Source organism: Candidatus Amarolinea dominans, assembly GCF_016704685.1.
Taxonomy (GTDB): Bacteria; Chloroflexota; Anaerolineae; order SSC4; family Amarolineaceae; genus Amarolinea; species Amarolinea dominans.
Window position 1 is genome coordinate 20,106 of record NZ_JADIZS010000009.1, and the last position, 17,527, is coordinate 37,632.

The 17,527-nt window shown below is 60.0% G+C and carries 14 protein-coding genes; 6 read left to right on the forward strand and 8 right to left on the reverse strand.

What is annotated here, in order from left to right; all coding sequences use genetic code 11:
• Nucleotides 1–24 precede the first annotated feature (24 nt).
• From IPF85_RS06705 to IPF85_RS06715, 3 genes are all read right to left on the reverse strand, one after another.
• The gene (locus IPF85_RS06705; protein WP_343407302.1) at nt 25–1,455 is read right to left on the reverse strand and encodes a hypothetical protein; all 1,431 of its coding nucleotides are present in this window, start codon (nt 1,453–1,455) and stop codon (nt 25–27) included.
• Between the two features lie 459 nt (nt 1,456–1,914).
• Nucleotides 1,915–2,529 carry a superoxide dismutase gene (locus tag IPF85_RS06710; protein WP_343407303.1) on the reverse strand — a complete coding sequence of 205 codons (615 nt, stop codon included), beginning with the start codon at nt 2,527–2,529 and terminating at the stop codon, nt 1,915–1,917.
• A 229-nt stretch (nt 2,530–2,758) separates the two neighbouring features.
• A complete protein-coding gene (locus tag IPF85_RS06715) occupies nt 2,759–4,300 on the reverse strand; it encodes a hypothetical protein (protein WP_343407304.1) in 1,542 nt (513 codons plus the stop codon).
• Between the two features lie 207 nt (nt 4,301–4,507).
• Here IPF85_RS06715 and IPF85_RS06720 point away from each other — a divergent pair, with 207 nt between their 5' ends.
• From IPF85_RS06720 to IPF85_RS06730, 3 genes are all read left to right on the forward strand, one after another.
• The gene (locus tag IPF85_RS06720; protein ID WP_343407305.1) at nt 4,508–5,908 is read left to right on the forward strand and encodes an MFS transporter; all 1,401 of its coding nucleotides are present in this window, start codon (nt 4,508–4,510) and stop codon (nt 5,906–5,908) included.
• A gap of 119 nt (nt 5,909–6,027) precedes the next feature.
• Entirely contained in the window at nt 6,028–6,738 is a 711-nt protein-coding gene (locus IPF85_RS06725; protein WP_343407306.1) for a Type 1 glutamine amidotransferase-like domain-containing protein, read from the forward strand.
• 10 nt (nt 6,739–6,748) lie between these two features.
• Complete coding sequence (locus IPF85_RS06730) at nt 6,749–8,506, forward strand: alpha-glucosidase (protein ID WP_343407307.1); 1,758 nt, start codon at nt 6,749–6,751, stop codon at nt 8,504–8,506.
• An 87-nt stretch (nt 8,507–8,593) separates the two neighbouring features.
• Here the strand turns inward: IPF85_RS06730 and IPF85_RS06735 are convergent, their stop codons facing one another.
• Together IPF85_RS06735 and IPF85_RS06740 are read right to left on the reverse strand one after the other, a co-directional pair.
• Nucleotides 8,594–10,291, reverse strand: coding sequence for a hypothetical protein (locus tag IPF85_RS06735; RefSeq protein WP_343407308.1), 1,698 nt, complete (start codon nt 10,289–10,291; stop codon nt 8,594–8,596).
• Nucleotides 10,292–10,975: 684 nt separating this feature from the next.
• Nucleotides 10,976–12,358 carry a hypothetical protein gene (locus tag IPF85_RS06740; RefSeq protein WP_343407309.1) on the reverse strand — a complete coding sequence of 461 codons (1,383 nt, stop codon included), beginning with the start codon at nt 12,356–12,358 and terminating at the stop codon, nt 10,976–10,978.
• Between the two features lie 241 nt (nt 12,359–12,599).
• Between IPF85_RS06740 and IPF85_RS06745 the strand changes: the two genes are divergently transcribed.
• Nucleotides 12,600–12,881: a type II toxin-antitoxin system RelE/ParE family toxin gene (locus tag IPF85_RS06745; protein ID WP_343407310.1), complete on the forward strand. Its 282-nt coding sequence runs from the start codon at nt 12,600–12,602 to the stop codon at nt 12,879–12,881.
• A gap of 12 nt (nt 12,882–12,893) precedes the next feature.
• Nucleotides 12,894–13,253, forward strand: a complete 360-nt coding sequence (locus IPF85_RS06750) for a HigA family addiction module antitoxin (RefSeq protein ID WP_343407311.1) — start codon at nt 12,894–12,896, stop codon at nt 13,251–13,253.
• Here IPF85_RS06750 and IPF85_RS06755 read toward each other — a convergent pair.
• From IPF85_RS06755 to IPF85_RS06765, 3 genes are all read right to left on the reverse strand, one after another.
• Nucleotides 13,186–14,643: a M23 family metallopeptidase gene (locus IPF85_RS06755; protein ID WP_343407312.1), complete on the reverse strand. Its 1,458-nt coding sequence runs from the start codon at nt 14,641–14,643 to the stop codon at nt 13,186–13,188. The genes IPF85_RS06750 and IPF85_RS06755 overlap by 68 nt on opposite strands.
• Before the next feature lie 80 nt (nt 14,644–14,723).
• Entirely contained in the window at nt 14,724–16,097 is a 1,374-nt protein-coding gene (locus IPF85_RS06760; protein ID WP_343407313.1) for a hypothetical protein, read from the reverse strand.
• A gap of 273 nt (nt 16,098–16,370) precedes the next feature.
• Nucleotides 16,371–16,670, reverse strand: coding sequence for a DUF4143 domain-containing protein (locus IPF85_RS06765; RefSeq protein WP_343407314.1), 300 nt, complete (start codon nt 16,668–16,670; stop codon nt 16,371–16,373).
• Between the two features lie 127 nt (nt 16,671–16,797).
• Between IPF85_RS06765 and IPF85_RS06770 the strand changes: the two genes are divergently transcribed.
• Entirely contained in the window at nt 16,798–17,439 is a 642-nt protein-coding gene (locus tag IPF85_RS06770) for a histidine phosphatase family protein (protein ID WP_343407315.1), read from the forward strand.
• Nucleotides 17,440–17,527: the final 88 nt, after the last annotated feature.

A 17,527-nucleotide genomic window follows, 5' to 3' on the forward strand; every position in this document is an offset into this window, starting at 1 on the left:
TGGTACTTTGCCCGTGCCCTGAGTCTATCGCAAGATGTAGCTCAATCCGCCGATGTCCCAGCCCCACCCGGCCAGTTGATGATGTCCGTCGCCGGCCAGGCTGCGGCTGCTGTAGTCCAGGCTTAGCCCAGGCGCCAATCCGCCCGGCCCTGGCGGCGCTGCGATCGGGTAGCTCACGGTCCAGGCCCCGTTGTACAACTGCGACTGCACCCCTTCGATCCCCGGCGCAGGCTCTGGCACAATGGCGTTGCCTTGCGCAAACAGCGTCAAATGGGTCAGGGTGGTGGTCAGCGCCCTCTGCTCCTGATCCACGCTCGTCGGCAAGACCACCCAGCGCCCATCGGCCGCATCCTGGTAGAACAGCGAAGCGCCGGGCGGCCAGGGTGTTTGCTCATCGCCGGCCGCCGGATCGCGATAGCGCAGCGTCAACCCCACCGCAAACTGCGTCACCGGCAGCCCCGACATCTCCGTGGCGCTCAGCTCGAACAGGAAATCAAGGTTCGCCGGCTGATCGGGATCGCTCTCGTGCGGCGTGTAGCGCAGCATGGTTGGTGTACTGACCGCTCCGGCCGGAATGGTGAGCACCACCCGCCCATCGCGGCTCTGCAACCGGCTCTCCTGGTCAGGCATCGCCCACACCTCATCCAGCCCCGGCCCCGGCGTCCAGGTGGCCGTCGGCGTCGGCGTACACCCCTCATCATCCTGGCAGAGCGACGGTGTGGCCGTCGGCGTTGCCGTGGCCGTCGGCGTCGGCGTACACTCCTCATCCTGGCAGGGCGGCGACTCGACCGTCGCCGTCGGCGTGGCGGTCGGCGGTTCGGCCGTGGGCGTCGGCGCACAGTCCTCGCCCAGGCAGGGCGCCGCGGTGATCGTGATCGCCGCGCTGGCCGCCACCCCCGCGCCCACCTCCTCGCTCACGATGGCCGCGGTGTTGGTGATGACCTGCCCGCTGACCGCGCCCAGCGCCTGCGCCTGGAACGTGCCGGTCAGCGTCGCGCCCGCGGCCAGTTGACCGATGGCCCATTCCAGCCGGCGCTCGGCCTCCAGGTAGCTGAAATCCCCCTCCCCGGCCGGCCAATAGGCCAATTCCAGCGGCAGGGTATCGCTCACCACCAGCCCGCTCAGGGCGCGGTCGGCCAGGGTGTTGGTGATGACCACGGTGTAGGTCACGACGCCGGACGGCTCGACCTGCACCGGCGCCGCGGCCAGCGTCAACTGCACCAGCGCAGGCGCGGGCGTCGCCTCAGGAGCGGCAATCAGATCGAAGTTGGGATCAGGAGACATGAATTTAGTAGCGGTATTTATGGGGGGGGGGGTAGCAGCAGCCGCCGTGGAAAAGAGCAGACTGCACACCACCAACAGATGAACCAACGACGACAGGCGCGGCGCGAGAGCAGTAGGGAGAGCAGAATGTCGAGCAGAGAGGGGAGAGAAACTAGAAGAGCGGCGTAACATGACAACGGACTCCTTTCGTGCAGCAATCGAAACGGATGGGGTCAGGGACATTTTCCTGACTGCTGAAGGAGGTCGCGGGCGGGAGAGAGAACTCTCGCCGGGGACTTCCGACGGCGGGAGGCGACTCGGAAGGCGGGGGGCAGGCTTGTGGCTGGTCACAGCATACCACGCGCGCGGCGATCTGTCAAGAGGCAAATTCGGGTGACGACAGGGAGTCACGAAGGAACCAAGGAATACTCCTTTGTGTCTTGGCGTCCCTGTGTGACCAAGAAAGAAATCTCACACAAAGACACGAAGAACACAAAGGAATCAGAGAATACTCCTTTGTGTCTTGGCGTCCCTGTGTGAGCAAATCCCGTTAACGCAAAAGACGCCAGAGGCGCAGGAGACGCAAGGGTTACTTGAAAACCCTTTGCGTCCCGGCGTCTTGGCGTCCCGGCGCCGAAAAAAATGGAACTATCAGGCCATTGCGGCTGCGAAGCGCTTGCTGACCTCGTCCCAGTTGACGGTGTTCCACCACGCGGCCAGGTAGTCAGGCCGGCGGTTCTGATACTTCAGATAGTAGGCATGTTCCCACACGTCAATGCCCAGGATCGGGGTGTGCCCGTCCATCAGGGGGCTGTCCTGGTTGGCTGTGCTATAGGCGGCGAGCTTGTGCTTGCCGTCCACCACTAGCCATGACCAGCCGCTGCCAAAACGGGTAACGCCGTTCTGCGTGACCTTGGTCTTGAAATCGGCAAAGCTGTTGAACGTGCCGGCAATGGCCTCGGCCAGCGCGCCGGTCGGTTCCCCGCGGCCGCCGGGAGCCATGATCTCCCAAAATAGCTTGTGATTGTGATGCCCGCCGCCGTTGTTGCGCACAGCCGTGCGGATGCTCTCCGGCACGCCGGCGATCTCAGCCAGCAGGGCCTCCAGCGGTTTCTCGGCCAGTTCGGGCGCATTGGCCAGCGCGTTGTTCAGGTTGGTGACATAGGCCTGATGATGCTTGTCGTGGTGAATCTGCATCGTCAGTTCATCAATGAATGGTTCCAGTGCGTTGTATGCATAGGGTAAAGGTGGAAGCGTATGAGCCATCGGTGATTTCTCCTTCGTTCTGTTTTCTTTCGTGATTGTTCGGAACAGCCATCATTTTACTATAATGCGCCGGTGTTGTCAACTTTAGCAACACTAATGTTGCTTTACTCGCAATCAGATAGAGCCTTTGCGCCCTCGCGTCTTCGCGTTGAAATATCTTCCCGTCAGCAAACCATGCTCCGCCGCGGACAGCGCCGTCACGCCGGAGGCGTGACCTACGGGGGGAGCGTCAGAAGGCAGCGTCGGCAAACGTACACACCTGGCTGAGGCGGCCCACACGGCGGGCCATGTGCAGCTCGGGCCACGGTTCGCCCAAAATGCCGTCATGAATCGCCCAACTGCGCCCGCGCACGGTGCGGCCGGCGTCCAGCGGCCGGAAAGTGCTGCCATCCAGGCGGCCGGCCAGGTCGCCGTCGCGAAAGCGCCGATCGAGGTCTTCCATGAATCGCTGACCGGTCAGGTAGAAAAAGCCCCAGCGCTCCAGCAGGATGGCGTTGTGATAGGCCAGCGGCTGGGCAAAGATGTACTGCTTGCCCCACGCGGCCGCCAACCGTTCGACGCGCGGCAGCAGGCGGCGGCTGACCAGCCCCAGCCCGGCGCGCACCTGCCCGGGCGTCAGGCCGGCGCGCAGAGCGGCCTCTTCTGCAGCCAGATTGCGCGCCACTAACCCCAACAGCGTGGGATGTCCTGCGCTGTCGTAATCAATGTCGAACCGCTCTGCGTCCAGGTTGTTGACCACCACCAGGTAGATTTGCAACTGGCCGTTGCTGGTCTCGCCAAAGTGCAGGAGCAGCGCCGGGTCTTGATCCCCGCGCTGGCGCCAGATCGTCAGTTCGACCATGGCGCTGTTGGCGTTGGTGGCCAGGCGCAGGGCGAAGTCGCCATGCCGGTCGCGCAGTGACTGTTCGTCAATCTCACAGGTGGTCAGCAGCAGGTTGGGAATCAAAGGGCGAAAGGCCTTGATCTGCTCAGGCAACGGCAACTGGCACAGGTCGCGTAAGGAAACATACTGGGCGCCTGGGGCGGGTGCTTCTGTCTCAGGCAAGGCCGGCGGCGGCGGCTGGTGCGGCCTTTGAACTTTCAGCGCACGCAGATAGGGCGGCAGCGCGCTGTTGTGTTCAAGGTCATCCAGAATGTGACGCGCCATCGTCTGCACTTGGGGTTTCCAATGGGTGCTGAACGGCTCTGCCAACGCCCGTATCTGCGCCTGCCACGGGCGACCAGATGCACTGCCCGCCAGGGTGCGAATCCCCTCCAACATGCCGTCCACCTGGTGCGTGTTGGCCTGATGGCCGATGGCCTGCGCCAGCTCCTCCCAGGCTTCTTGTAGCAGGTCTTGATCGCCGGCCATCAGCCGCGCCAGGGTCTGCGCGGCAAAGGCGCGGGCGGCAGCGCTGCGCTGATCCCACAGGGCGCGGCGCAGCGCTGCCATCTCCGGCGCGCTGCGCAGAGGTTTCAAGCTCCAGTCGGCCACCGCCTCCAGCGCGCGCACGACATCCCGATGCGCATCGAGGTCGTCCCAGTCGGTCAGCGCGGCCAGCAGTTGCGGGACCACCGGCGCCAGTGTGGCCGGCCGGTGCAGGCCAATGTCGGCCAGCCTGGCCGCGGCCTGCGCTTGCCGGTCCTTGTCGTCGCCGTGCAGCAGCGCGACGACATCGGGTAAGGCCAGATCGCCAACCGAGACAGTCGGCGCCTGTATCGCGGCCGATTCATCCCCTGACGCGACGGCAAGCGTGCTTTCCTCCAGGACAGTCATTCCAGGTGTCGTCATAGGTCATTCCTCATCTTTCCGGCGGTCGAAAATCTATTCTTGCTGACTGATTTTAGTGTAACATACATGACGCAGTGCGTCAAGCACCGCGTAAAGCCCCAAATTGCCTTGTGTGTCAATTTGGAGTAAACTCCCCCAATCCATCGTCTGCCCCCAACCGCCCATCGGCGCTGCAAAGCCCGATTCCATCTGCTGGAGGAATTCATCGTGCGTCCGCCTGCTGAAGCAACCGAAAAGGTCCCTCTCGTCACCAAATTGGCGTTCGGCGCGGGAGATGTCGGCCCCGCCATCGCCACCGCCATCATGTCCTTTTTCCTGCTCTTTTTCCTGACCGACGTGGCCCGCCTTAATCCCGCCGTGGCCGGCGTCATCCTGCTGCTCACCAAAATCTGGGATTCTGTCAATGATCCCATTGTGGGTGTGCTTTCGGACCGCATCAAGACGCGCTGGGGCCGCCGCCGGCCCTGGTTCCTGTTCGGCGCCATTCCCTTCGGCCTGACCTTTTTCCTGCTCTTTCTTGTACCGCAGGTCAGCAACAATGGCAAATTCTGGTACTACCTGGTCGTCTCTCTGCTCCTGGACACCGCCTTCACGGTGGTCAACGTGCCGTACACCGCGCTGACGCCCGAACTGACGCGTGATTACGACGAGCGCACCAGCCTGAACTCCTTTCGCTTTGCCTTCTCCATCGGCAGCGGCCTGATTGCCGCGGTCCTGCATCCCCTCATCGTCAACGCCGTGCAGCCGAGCATGGGCATCCAGGGCGCCTATGCCGTGTCGGCCGGCGTCTGGGCCATCTGCGCCACCCTGCCCTTCTTCTTCGCCTTCTGGGGCACCTACGAACGCCATCAGGAGTCGGAACAGGAGGAGATCCCGTTCTTCGATGGCCTCAAGATCACCTTCAGAAATCGCGCCTTTCGTTATGTTACCGGCATCTACCTGCTCTCCTGGCTGGTGGTGCAAACAGTCTCCACCATCGTCATCTACTACATGACCTACTGGCTGCGCCAGCCCGGCCTGGTGCCGGTGGTGATTCTGGCGGTGCAGGGCAGCGCGCTCATCTGGCTCTTCATCTGGACGGCCGTCAGCCGCCGCACCGGCAAGAAAGGCGTCTACTACCGCGGCATGATCTTCTGGATCGTCGTGGCCTTCGCCCTCTTCCTGGTGCAGCCGGACTGGCCCAGTTGGGTCATCATCGCGCTGGGCGCGCTGGCCGGCGTTGGCGTGGCCACGGCCTACCTGGTGCCCTGGGCCATGCTGCCCGACGTGATCGAGCTGGACGAACTGGAAACCGGCAAGCGGCGTGAGGGCGCGTTTTACGGCTTCTTCGTACTCTTGCAGAAGCTCGGCCTGGCGCTCGGCCTCTTCCTGGTCAGCCAGGTGCTCAACTGGACCGGTTACATCACGCCGCCCGAAGGCGCCACCACACTCATCGTGCAGCCGGACAGCACGCTGCTCGCCATTCGTCTGATGATCGGCCCCATTCCCGCCTTCATCCTGGCGGCCGGCATCTACCTGGTGTACAAATTCCCCATCACCAAAGAAAATCATGAAGAAACGCTGCGGGAATTGGCGCGGCGCCGCGCCGCAACGACACTCTCAGCCTGACCAACGCATGAAGAATCTCAGCAAGAATCGCAACATCACCATCCTGTTCTTCACCATGATCGTGGTCATGCTCGGTTTTGGAATAATGGCCCATTCATTTTCATTATTAGCGAGGTATCATGACACCAACCTTCAATGGTACACTGGCGCTGCTAGGCGCCGGCGAATATCTACCAGTCGTCGAAGCGATAGACCGCTTCTTGCTCAGCCGCTTGCCCGCGCCCCAGCGTGTGGTCTGCCTACCCACGGCGGCCGGCGCGGAGAGCGAGGAGCGCCTGCGCTATTGGGCCGATTTGGGCATCAACCACTTCACCCGCCTGGGTGCAGAGGTGCAGTCACTGCCCGTATTTGATCGCGCCAGCGCCCAAGATACCCGCCTGGCCGACCAGGTGGCCGAGGCCAACTTCGTCTACCTGTCCGGCGGCAGAGCCACCTACCTGTACGATGTTCTCGTGGGCACCCCGGTCTTCGACGCCATCATGTACGTCCTGGACACCGGCGGGGTCGTGGCCGGCTGCAGCGCCGGCGCCATGATCTGGGGCGAGCACATTCCCCGCTTCCCACCGCCGCCCGTCTGTCAGCCCGGCTTGGCCTATCTGCCCAACGCCATCATCCTGCCGCACTTCGACGAGATATCGCACCTCATGACCAACATCCTGCACTTTGTCCTGGGCAACGGGCATACGCTCGTGGGCATTGACTGCAACACCGCCCTGATCTGCATGGATAGCATCTTGACGGTCGCGGGCAGCGGCGGGGTAACGGTGTGGGACGCCAGTCGCAAGGAGCGTTACACCGCCGGAGAGACCGTGAGCCTGCCCACAAGCTGAAAGGCGACCAATGACCAACCACTCTCAACTCTCGCCAACGGGCGCACAACCCTGGTGGCAAACGACCGTCTTCTACCAAATCTACCCGCGCAGCTTTGCCGATAGTAACGGCGACGGCATCGGCGACCTGGCCGGCATCAACAGTCGCCTCGACTATCTGCAAGACCTGGGCATCGGCGCGATCTGGCTTTCGCCGCATTACCCCTCGCCCCTGCTGGATTGCGGCTATGACGTGGCTGACTACACCGGCGTGGCGCCAGAGTACGGCACGCTCGACGATTTCACGCACTTCCTCGACGCCGCCCATCAGCGTGACATCCGTGTGGTGCTCGACCTGGTGCTCAACCACACCTCCGATCAGCACCCCTGGTTCCAGGACGCCCGCCGCGGCCGTCAGCAGCCGCATCACGATTGGTACGTCTGGCATCCCGGCCGCGACGGCGGGCCGCCCAATAACTGGAACTCAGCCTTTGGCGGTTCGGCCTGGGAATTTGTGCCAGAGCTGGGCCTCTACTACTACCATTACTTCCTCAAGCAGCAGCCCGACCTCAACTGGCGCCATCCGGCTGTCAGGCAGGCGATGTTCGCGGCCGCGCGTTTCTGGCTCGACCTGGGCGTGGACGGCTTCCGCCTGGATGCCATCAACACCCTCTTCGAAGACCCTGCGCTGACCGATCATACCACGCAGATGAGTCAGCGTGATCTGTTCGCGCTGATGGCCCTGGCCTCCAGCGACGAGCAGCGCCAGCAGGTCGTCGAGCAATGGCGCCTGATGTACCAGCACCAGGTGGATCAGCCGGGCGTCCATGCGCTGATGTCCGATCTGCGCACGATGATTGACGCCTATCCCGGCGCCATGCTCGTGGGCGAAACGGACGACATCGCCTACATGGGCAACGGCCACAACGAGTTGCACCTGGTTTTCAATTTTCCGCTCATGCAAACCGAGCGCCTGACGCCAGCCTGGGTACGCGCCAATCAGGCCGCTCGCCTGACCGCACTGCCCGCCGGCGGTTGGCCGTGCAACACCCTGGGCAACCATGACTCGTCCCGCGTCTACACCCGTTTTGGCAACGGCAAACACGACGCGGCGCTGGCGCGGCTCTCGGCTGCCCTGGTGCTGACCCTGCAAGGCACCCCGTTTCTCTACAACGGCGAGGAGATCGGCATGACCGACCTGCTGCTCGACGACGTCAGTCAGTTCCGCGACCTGCTCGGCCTGCAGCTCTACCAGATGGCGCACGCGGAGTTCGGCTTGCCGGCGGAGGTCGCCGTGGCGCATGCGGCCCATCATGGGCGCGACAAATGTCGCACGCCGCTGCAATGGACGCCTGCGCCCCAGGCCGGCTTCTGTCCGCCCAGCGTGCAGCCCTGGCTGCCGGTCAACCCCAACGCGGCCCAGGTGGTCAACGTGGCCGAGCAGGCTGACGACCCTGCTTCGCTGCTCAACTTCTATCGCCGCCTGCTGGCCGTGCGCCGGCAAACCCCCGCGCTACAAACGGGCGCCTACGTCCCGCTGCACGAATCGGCCGACACTTATCTCGCCTTCCTGCGTCAGCTCGACCAGACGGAGGCAAGTTGCCTGGTGGTGCTCAACATGGCGGACCAGGCCCAAGACCTGACCTTCGATCTGGCGGCCGGACAGGTGCAATGCCTGTTTTCCAGCCACGAGCGCCCGGCCGGCCCGCAGGCCCTGCGCCATCTGACGCTGGCGCCGTTCGAGGTTTTCATCGGCGCATTGAATCGAAAATCCCAAGTTAGATTGTGACGCAAGTTGGCAACTGGCGCCCCTGGCGTTTTCTGCGAAATCGCCCCCGCAGGAGCATGAGCGACTGACCGGAAAAGCGCAGGCCATCTACCGGTTGATGCTGTTGTAGCTGGCCAGCCACTGTCCACTCTTGAGCGTCTCCGCCACGGCTACCAGTGGTTGGTTAGACTGAATCCGTACCGAACCTGTCCAGTTGCCGCCCAAAGAAATCGTAGCACAATGGTTGCGGGTATTGCGGCTGAGCGATCTGCCCGCGACGATCGTCAAGTTCGACTCCTGGAACGTCAGCGTGCCGTTCTGGTCGTAGTAATAGATGTCCACGTCAGTGGCATTGCTGGTAGTTGGATTCTGGATGCGCAAGATGGAGTACTGATCCCACTGGTTTTCACTGGACGGGCAAGAAGTGTAGGCGGTGTTCTTCTGGTAGACACCCGGCAGGTAGGTGTTCGTGCTCGCCAACCCGCTGTGAACGCCGGTATAGGCGCCAGCCACGTTGTTGTCCGGCCGAATGGTGATCTGCGCCACCGCCAGCGGCTGACTGGACTCGACCATGACTGCGCCAGCCCACGCTCCGCCCAGGACATTGTAGACGCTGGCCTCGACATTGCCACCCGTCTTGGTGTTGAAGCCTTTGGCCGCATTCGGTGTGATGGTTTGACCGGAGATGGTCAGGTCCTCGTTGCCGGTTGTGGCGTTGCGATAGCGCAGGGTCACGTTGGCATTGCTGCTGCCCAGGTTTTGCACGATGGTGATCGAGAAGCCCTGCCAGCTTCCTGCGTTGGGATTGCAGTCGGTGCAACGCCGCTCTATGGAAGGTGCAAAGACCGGCCGTGCGCCACCGCTGACGCCGTTGTAAGCCGCCACATACCAGCGCCAGTAGTTGGTCAGCACAGAAGTGATGAGCTGGCCGTTGGTCGAGGTAACCTTGACTGCTCCGGTCCAGTTGCAGCCGGCCAACGTTCCGCATTGAGTATTGTAGTAGTCCGTCTGCCTCAGATCCGGCACTGCACCGCCTGGATCACGCAAGTCGTAATTGCGAAAGCCGTTCGCTACCAGGGTGTCGGAGCGCGTGAAGTCGGTCACGCCGCCGCGGTTGATGTACGTGAGCTCCAGGCTGGCGGCCGCGGTGGTCGTGTTTTGCACCATGAAGCGGGAATACTGGACGAAAGGCACGCCGTGGGTGACCGGATCCGGGTAGTAGACGGCGTAAGGCAGGTACATCGCAGCGCTACCCGCGTCGAAAGCGCTGTAGGCGACTGCCGCGTTGCCATCCCCATAATCGCCGCCGCTATAGCGATTCTCCACGATCACGGCCTGGTCCTGGCTGGCCACCGCCAGGGTTGAGCCGCGACAAAAGGCGCAATAGTTGGAGAAACGCACCTCCCTGGTGCTGTTGAGCGCAATGAAGTCGGTATTCTGCCGGTGTACCCAGTCGTCAGCGAGCAAGCTGGTGTTGACTTGGGCTACCTTGGCCTGGCTGTTGTTGCGCACCAGGATGGTCGAGTTCCAGCCGTAGTAGTTGGATAGGATGTCCGGCAGATAGGCGGGATACAGACCAATGAAGGTGGTCCGGCCCGCGACGAAGGTGTGGTTGCCCAGGTCTTCATAGAGGGTGTCGTTAGGATAGCGAGCATAGAGGTGGTAGGTCCCCGGCTGCACGTCGGTGGTACCAAAATTCTCCACCACCAAGTCGTCCGCATTGGCCCAGGTGTAGGCATAGGTCTGTGACCAACCATAGCTCCCCCAAGTGGCATTGGCAGGTTTTTGTATGCCATGAATTCGCAATCCGCCGACTGGGTTTCCATTGGCATCGGTCACTTTGCCTACTGCGTTCGCTGTTTGGGTCCCGCCGTTATTGAATGATTCAAGCCAGAGTTCAGGGTTCCGCGACCGGGCCTCTGAGTCGAGTGTGTTAGGCTCCAGCTGTCTGTCTGACTCAGGATGAACAACAATCTGCTGGTGTAGGTGATTTCCCTGCGAGTAACTACCGGTGTCGTCCACTTCACCGATCTTGGTTTGGCCAGCGTATACGACGTTGCCCACCTGTACTGGTACACTCCATTGTTTGAGATGAAGATACACGGAGTAGACGTAAGCCATCTGTTGCGATGTACGATCATAGTGTCGCTGATTGTGACGCACGAGCGCAAAATTGCCCCAAGCGGTGCTTCTGTCTCCATCCGGTCTATCTTCACGCAGTTGGACAACCGTACCGTCTGCGACAGCGTATACGCTGGTGCCGTTTGGGTAGGGAAAGTCGATGCCTTTATGCGTGCTTCCACCGGACTCCTCAGCATACAAATAATACTGGTTGATCTTTCCACCATTGTCAGTGATCGGGCGTCGAATTTGGTATGCTGCGTAAATGTCACCAATAAGCGCTGCCATCAGTAACACCAGGAATGCAGCGATAAGTACACTTATTCTGAACTGCTTTTCTACGAGTGTGTTTGTCATTGCTCTTGCCTCCTAATAGTCTAACGAAGAAAGAACGATGAAATCAGGCGTTGCTGAAAGCCCGGTTTGCACTCCAATGCTCAGCGAGAGAGTCCACACCCTCCTTAAATCAGTAACATAGATCAGTTGGGTGCCATCTGGAGACCAGGTCGCCAGCCATTCGTTGCTGGCGCTCGTAAAATTCGAGGTTAGATGTTTCAGCTCGGTTCCTGTCCTATCGATAAGCCACAGGTCGGTAAGGGGTTGGGGCTCTTCATAATATCGAATTCCGGTAAATACAATCCAATTTCCATCAGGAGACCAACGGGGAATCCCCGCGGTCACGTCAATGTCTCGCGTGAGTTGGGTTTGTCTGGATCCATCAGGGTTCATAATCCACAAGTTGTAAGGATAATCAGGACCTGATCTCTCGCCTAACAGAGAGACATACAGAATCTTATCGCCATTAGGCGACCATTGTGGAAAGTACAGTTCCGGTGCCTGTGGTGACACCAGCACAGGAACAGATCCTCCACCGTCTGCCTCAACGACCACCATCGTGGCAGACCGCCGAAAAACACTGTCCACCAAGACCAAACGCTGTCCACCGGGCGCCCAAGCGAAATTGACGGCTTTATGTTCATTTTCTCGATCAACCGGATAAATCTCGCCTCGATCCCCGGTCGCCACATCCACAATCCACAAGCCCTGAGTCCGAGTACTGTGATAGGCGATGCGCGCGCCGCCAGGAGACCAAACCGGTTCGATTCCACCCTGCACCAGCTGCCGCAAGATCCCCATTCGAAGATCGAATAGATAGATGCTATATTCGGGTGCTTCACCTTTACTTAAGGATGTCCGACTTTCTACGTTGCTCAATACTAAGGCAAGTTGAGTTCCATCTGGTGACGGATTGGCCCATGTGTCAACACCCATATCTTGGCTGGCTAAAAAGAGTGGCACTTGGGCGTGAACATCTATTAGCACGCGCTCGCTCGTACCATCATTGCGGATAGCGCGAATAAGATTACCGGTACGAAAAGCAATCGTATACGATGCGGTCTGTCCCGGTGGCAGCGGAATGATGGGCGGTACCGCGGTGGGGATGCGGGTCACCACCGGCGTGGGCAGCCGCGTGGGCACAGGCGGAATGGTGGGCGTCGGTCGCCGGGTCGGTGGGGGCGGCTCGATCCACAGCGTGGGGACAGGCGTCGGTGTCTGGATAGGAGACTGGAATAGTGATACGATAGGTCCCGTTGTGCTGCTTGGCATCGCCTGCGGCTGCGCGACCTCAGTCAGCGGCTCTGGCGTGACACTTGGCGGCCACCCGGGCCCGCAACTGGCTAACACAACCAGCAGACCGGCCAACAGCAGCGCCCCCAGTGCGATAGTCAATCTCATGTGCAACCCATTCATGGCTTGTCCTCCTCAGGTCAGAGTGTCGCAAATCAATCGGTCGCCCAACCGGGCGGTTATGATGGGCGGCAGTTCCATCACACCCTAAAGTATAGCACGGAGGTGGCTACAAACTGGCTACAAATGGGTGTTTTTAGGGGAAAAAATCAACGAGTTTTGGAGCAGTTTGGCGCCATGTCAAGGCTCGATGTGACGCGGCCGTTGCTTGACACTCATAAACATTTCGTTTATGATATATCTTGTGATTCAATCATTCGCTGATGACGAAACGGAATACTTCTACACCACCGGCAGGTCACGCCGTCTCCCAACCGAGATTCGCGCTCGTGCAGCGATGCGGCTCACACAACTGAATGCATCCACGCGCATCGAGGATCTACACCTACCACCGTCGAACCGCTTAGAGGCACTGAGGCATGACCGCAGCGGACAGTGGAGCATCCGCATCAATGACCAGTGGCGGGTCTGTTTTCGTTTCGAGAATGGCGACGCTATTGACGTCGAAATCGTTGATTATCACTGAGAAGAGGTTGTTATGATCAGTAGTGGTTTGCCGCCCATTCACCCCGGCGAGTTTCTGCTTGAGATACTGCATGAACTTGGCATTTCACAGGCACAGTTTGCGCGCGCCATTGGCGTATCGCCTATGCGCGTGTCGTCTGTCGTCAATCGCACACGCCCGGTGACGGCGGAACTTGCACTGCTTTTCGGTCGCGCACTGGACCAATCGCCGCAATACTGGCTCAATCTACAAGCGGCTTACGACCTGAAGACTGCTGAGATAGCTATCGGCCAGCAGTTGCTGACCGTTGCCCAGTTGGCGCCTGCTAGACAGGCCAATACACCTGTTGGCTTGCGCGAAGGCCGTTCGCCAGCAGGGTGTCGGTGCGCGTGAAGTCGGTCACACCGCCGCGGTTGATGTACGTGAGCTGCAGGCTGGCGGCTGCGGTGGTGGCGTTTTGCACCGTGAAGCGGGAATACTGGACGAAAGGCACGCCGCCGGTGACCGCATCCGGGTAGTAGACGGCATAGGGTAGGTACATCGCGGCGCTACCCGCGTCGAAAGCACTGTACGCAACCGCCGCGCTGCCATCCCCATAATCGCCGCCGCTATAGCGATTCTCCACGATCACGGCCTGGTCCTGGCTGCTCACCGCCAGGCTGGAGCCCCGACAATAGAAGCAATAGTTGGAGAAGCGCACCTCCCTGGTGCCGTTGAGCGCAATGAAGTCGGTATTCTGTCGGTCTACCCCGTACTCATCGTCGGCGAGCAAGCTGGTGTTGACCTGGGCTACCTTCACCTGGCTGTTGTTGCGCACCAGGATGGTCGAGTTCCAGCCGTAGTAGTTGGATAGAACGTCCGGCAGATAAGCGGGATACAGTCCGATGAAGGTGGTTCGACCCGCCACAAAGGTGTGGTTGCCCAGGTCTTCATACAGGGCGCCGTTGGGATAGCGCGCATAGAGATGGTAGGTACCCGGTTGAACATCCGTAGTGCCAAAATTCTCCACAAGCAGGTCGTCCGCATTGGCCCAGGCGTAGGCATAGGTCTGTGCTGTCAGGAAATTGTGCGCCGGGTCCCCTTCCGCTGCCAGGGGCTTCTCCATTCCCCAGATCAGCTTGCCGCCAACAGGATTACCGTTGACATCGGTGAGTTTGCCTATCGCGCTGGTCGTCTGAACACCGCTATTATTGAACGCTTCCAACCACAGCTCAGGATTGCGCGAGGTGTTTTGCGACCACTCCCAATCCTCTGGGTCAGTACGGTTGAGATCCGTGGAAAGATTGACCTGCAGGTGAAGATGAGAAAGGGTGCTATTACCCGTGCTATTGGACTGGGCAATTACCTGTCCGGCACTGACAGTATCATCAACATTGACGCTTATGCTGTTATACTTCAGATGCGCGTAGATTGAGTACACATAGGCCATTTGACCCACTGCACGATCGTAGTGCATTCGAGCATGCCGTATCATCACGTAGTTGCCAAATGCACCCTCTGTGTTTTGATTGTCACGCACATCCTCGTTAACGGCCATTACTCTTCCATCATCGGTAGACCGAACATTGGTACCTGTTCCATGCCGGAAGTCTACACCTCTATGAACTTGGCCACCAGATTCTTCTCCATACAAGTAGACTTGATTGACGATGCCACCGTTATCAGTGATGGGCCTTCGGATAGAATAGGCAGCATATACGGTTATGACCATAAGAGCCGCAGTAACAGCAAGAATAAGCAAGCCATAGATGACGTAATGTCGTGGGTGAGAATGCTTGATCATAAGAATCACCTCTTGAATGAGAGCCTTGCATTGTCAGTGACTTCCACACAGGTTCTGATTGTGCGCCGATGAGTCGAAATCTATCGCAAGAGAAGAAACGATACGACATCGTGATCCCAGGCTTGCCTGAGTGAACCGTCTCTGAGGGTCACATCCCAAATCCCGTCGCCTTCCCTGTAGAATACTATCCGCTGCCCATCCGGTGTCCAGACTGGGTTCAGGTCAGTAGCAGGGTCATTATTCAGGCGTGCGAGTGCATTCCCATCATTGCTAATCAGCCAAAGGTCATATTGATAGGGTTCGCCTTCCAATAGATTCGTTCCTGCAAAAGCAATCCAATTGCCATCCGGCGACCAGACTGGTGCGCCGCCGCCAGCGCTCATGTTTCGAGTCAACTGCCGCTGTACTCCGGTGTCTGCTTCGACAATCCAAATGCTAAGCGGTCGTCCGGGAGTTAGTCGTTCACCTTTCCTTGATCGGAACAAAACGTCCTTACCAGTAGGAGACCACTCGAGACCCAAGGCGTTCATCTCCATTGAAACTACTTGACGAGACTCGCCGCCATTGCCCACATTGACGATCCAAATACCCCCTACATTGGCGACACCGCCCCAGTTCTTCACCACGGCGATTCTCTGCGCATCGGGTGACCATGTGAACCAATCGGCCTGATGCTCGGTTTCGGGATAGCCTACAGCGAACAGTTCTTGAGTGTCCCCTGTGGCCACATCTACCACCCACAACCCCTGGGTTCGGGTGCTGCGATAGGCAATGCGAGCACCATCCGGTGACCACACCGGCTTGACGCCGTCTTCCACCAGCAATCGCAGGTCCCTGGTCGCCGGATCGAGGAGATAGATGGCGAATTCAACCTGTTTCCCCCTCGGTAACGTATCGAGGTTCTCGAAATCGCTTGCCACCAGCGCCAGTCGGCTGCCATCGGGCGCAGGACTGGCCCAGGTGCCCACCAGGAAGCTGCGGTCAACCAGAAAGCGCGATAATTGGGCAGGAATGTCTATCACCACCCGGTCGTTGCGGCCGTCGCTGTCCACGGCTCGCACCACACTGCCCTCTCGATAGACGATGGTGTATGGTTCCGGCTCTCCCGGTGGCAGCGGAATGATGGGCGGCACCGCGGTAGGGATGCGGGTCACCACCGGCGTGGGCAGCCGCGTGGGCACAGGCGGAATGGTGGGCGTCGGTCGCCGGGTCGGTGGGGGCGGCTCGATCCACGGCGTGGGGATAGGCGTCGGCGTCTGGATAGGAGACTGGAATAGTGATACGATAGGTCCCGCTGTGCTGCTTGGCATCGCTTGCGGCTGCGCGACCTCAGTCAGCGGCTCTGGCGTGACACTTGGCGGCCACCCGGGCCCGCAACTGGCTAACACAACCAGCAGACCGGCCAACAGCAGCGCCCCCAGTGCGATAGTCAATCTCATGTGCAACCCATTCATGGCTTGTCCTCCTCAGATCAGAATGTCGCAAATCAATCGGTCGCCCAACCGGGCGGTTATGATGGGCGGCAGTTCCATCATAACCTAACCCGGCCAAGCCGGGATCGAACAGGATGATCTCTGCCACGAATTTTCACGAATTGGCCCCTTTGCCTTCGTGAGCATGGTTCAGACGATCCAAGGTAATGCAACTGAATGCTATACTGCAAGCGGGAATAGACTTCGCTTTTCCGCCTAAGGAAAAAGGCGCAATTCGTGCCCGCTTGCAGTATATCAGAAGTACAACTGCCAGGGGTAGATCATCCGATCCTCGGCGGGGCGCCCGTACAGCCCCACGACTCGATAATCCTCCACCTCAGCCACAGCATCACCGACGGCGGCGCCAGCAGCCTTCAGCAGGGGAGGTGTCCCATGCGGAAAAGTGAGCTTGGTCTCGATCAGTAGGGTGACTCCTGGCTGGCGCACGATAAAGTCAACCTCGCGCTTGTCGGTGGTCCGCCAGTAACCTACCTGCTGGCTGCCGTAGCGTTTGAGCAGTTCCGTGTAGACGCTGGTCTCGAAGACCGCTCCCACCACTTTAATCCTATTTTTCTTAAAGTCAACTCTTATTTTTATATGATGCGAATCGGACAGGAACAGGTTGCGCCGTGGCGCCTTTTCGTGATAGAATAAGATGAGACAGGGGAAACATAATCAATCCATGAATTCAATCGTCCCAACAACGCTCCTTTTCATCCGTCATGGCGAGACCGACGCCAACGTCAACGGCCAGTTGGAAGGCGCCACCGACAGGCCGCTCAACGCCACCGGGCAGGCGCAAGCCCAAGCCCTGGCCGCCCGCCTGCTGAGCGAAAACCGGCCTATCCAGGTCATCTACAGCAGTTCGCTGACCCGCGCCCGGCAGACGGCCGCCGCCCTGGCTACGGCGCTCGGCGAACTGCCGGTGCAGGTTGACCCCGACTTGTCTGAGTATCGCTTGGGCGAGTGGGACGGCTTGACCTTGGAGGAACTGCGCGACGAGAAACAGATGTGGGTGCGCACGGCAAGCGACCCGCATTTTGCTCCGCCCGGCGGTGAGTCGGCCATGCAGTTCGGCTTGCGCCTCGTGCGCGCCGTGCGCGCCATCCTCAGCCGCCACCCAGGCCAGACCGTCGCCATCTTCAGTCACGGCGGCGCCCTGGCCACCGTGCTGGCCCTGCTCCTGGAAAACCAGGGCAATCGCTGGCCTGGGTACCAGATGGACAACTGCGGTATCAGCGAGGTGGTGTTCGAACCGGCGCCGCGCCTCGTGCGCATGAATGATGTCGGTCATATCGGAGAAATGCTGAACGAGGAACGCTGAACGCTGCGGTCGCGCAAGGAGCGTTGGGCAAGCGGACTCTAACGCAAGGGCGCAAAGGTGCAGAGACGCAAGGGCTTTTTCTTGGCGC

Coding starts and splice junctions, on each gene's coding strand:
- IPF85_RS06750 (WP_343407311.1), top strand. CDS start 12,894: ATGATCAGTAGTGGTTTGCCGCCCATTCACCCCGGCGAGTTTCTGCTT.
- IPF85_RS06705 (WP_343407302.1), bottom strand. CDS start 1,455: ATGTTACGCCGCTCTTCTAGTTTCTCTCCCCTCTCTGCTCGACATTCT.
- IPF85_RS06715 (WP_343407304.1), bottom strand. CDS start 4,300: ATGACGACACCTGGAATGACTGTCCTGGAGGAAAGCACGCTTGCCGTC.
- IPF85_RS06725 (WP_343407306.1), top strand. CDS start 6,028: ATGACACCAACCTTCAATGGTACACTGGCGCTGCTAGGCGCCGGCGAA.
- IPF85_RS06710 (WP_343407303.1), bottom strand. CDS start 2,529: ATGGCTCATACGCTTCCACCTTTACCCTATGCATACAACGCACTGGAA.
- IPF85_RS06755 (WP_343407312.1), bottom strand. CDS start 14,643: ATGATCAAGCATTCTCACCCACGACATTACGTCATCTATGGCTTGCTT.
- IPF85_RS06770 (WP_343407315.1), top strand. CDS start 16,798: ATGAATTCAATCGTCCCAACAACGCTCCTTTTCATCCGTCATGGCGAG.
- IPF85_RS06740 (WP_343407309.1), bottom strand. CDS start 12,358: ATGAATGGGTTGCACATGAGATTGACTATCGCACTGGGGGCGCTGCTG.
- IPF85_RS06730 (WP_343407307.1), top strand. CDS start 6,749: ATGACCAACCACTCTCAACTCTCGCCAACGGGCGCACAACCCTGGTGG.
- IPF85_RS06760 (WP_343407313.1), bottom strand. CDS start 16,097: ATGAATGGGTTGCACATGAGATTGACTATCGCACTGGGGGCGCTGCTG.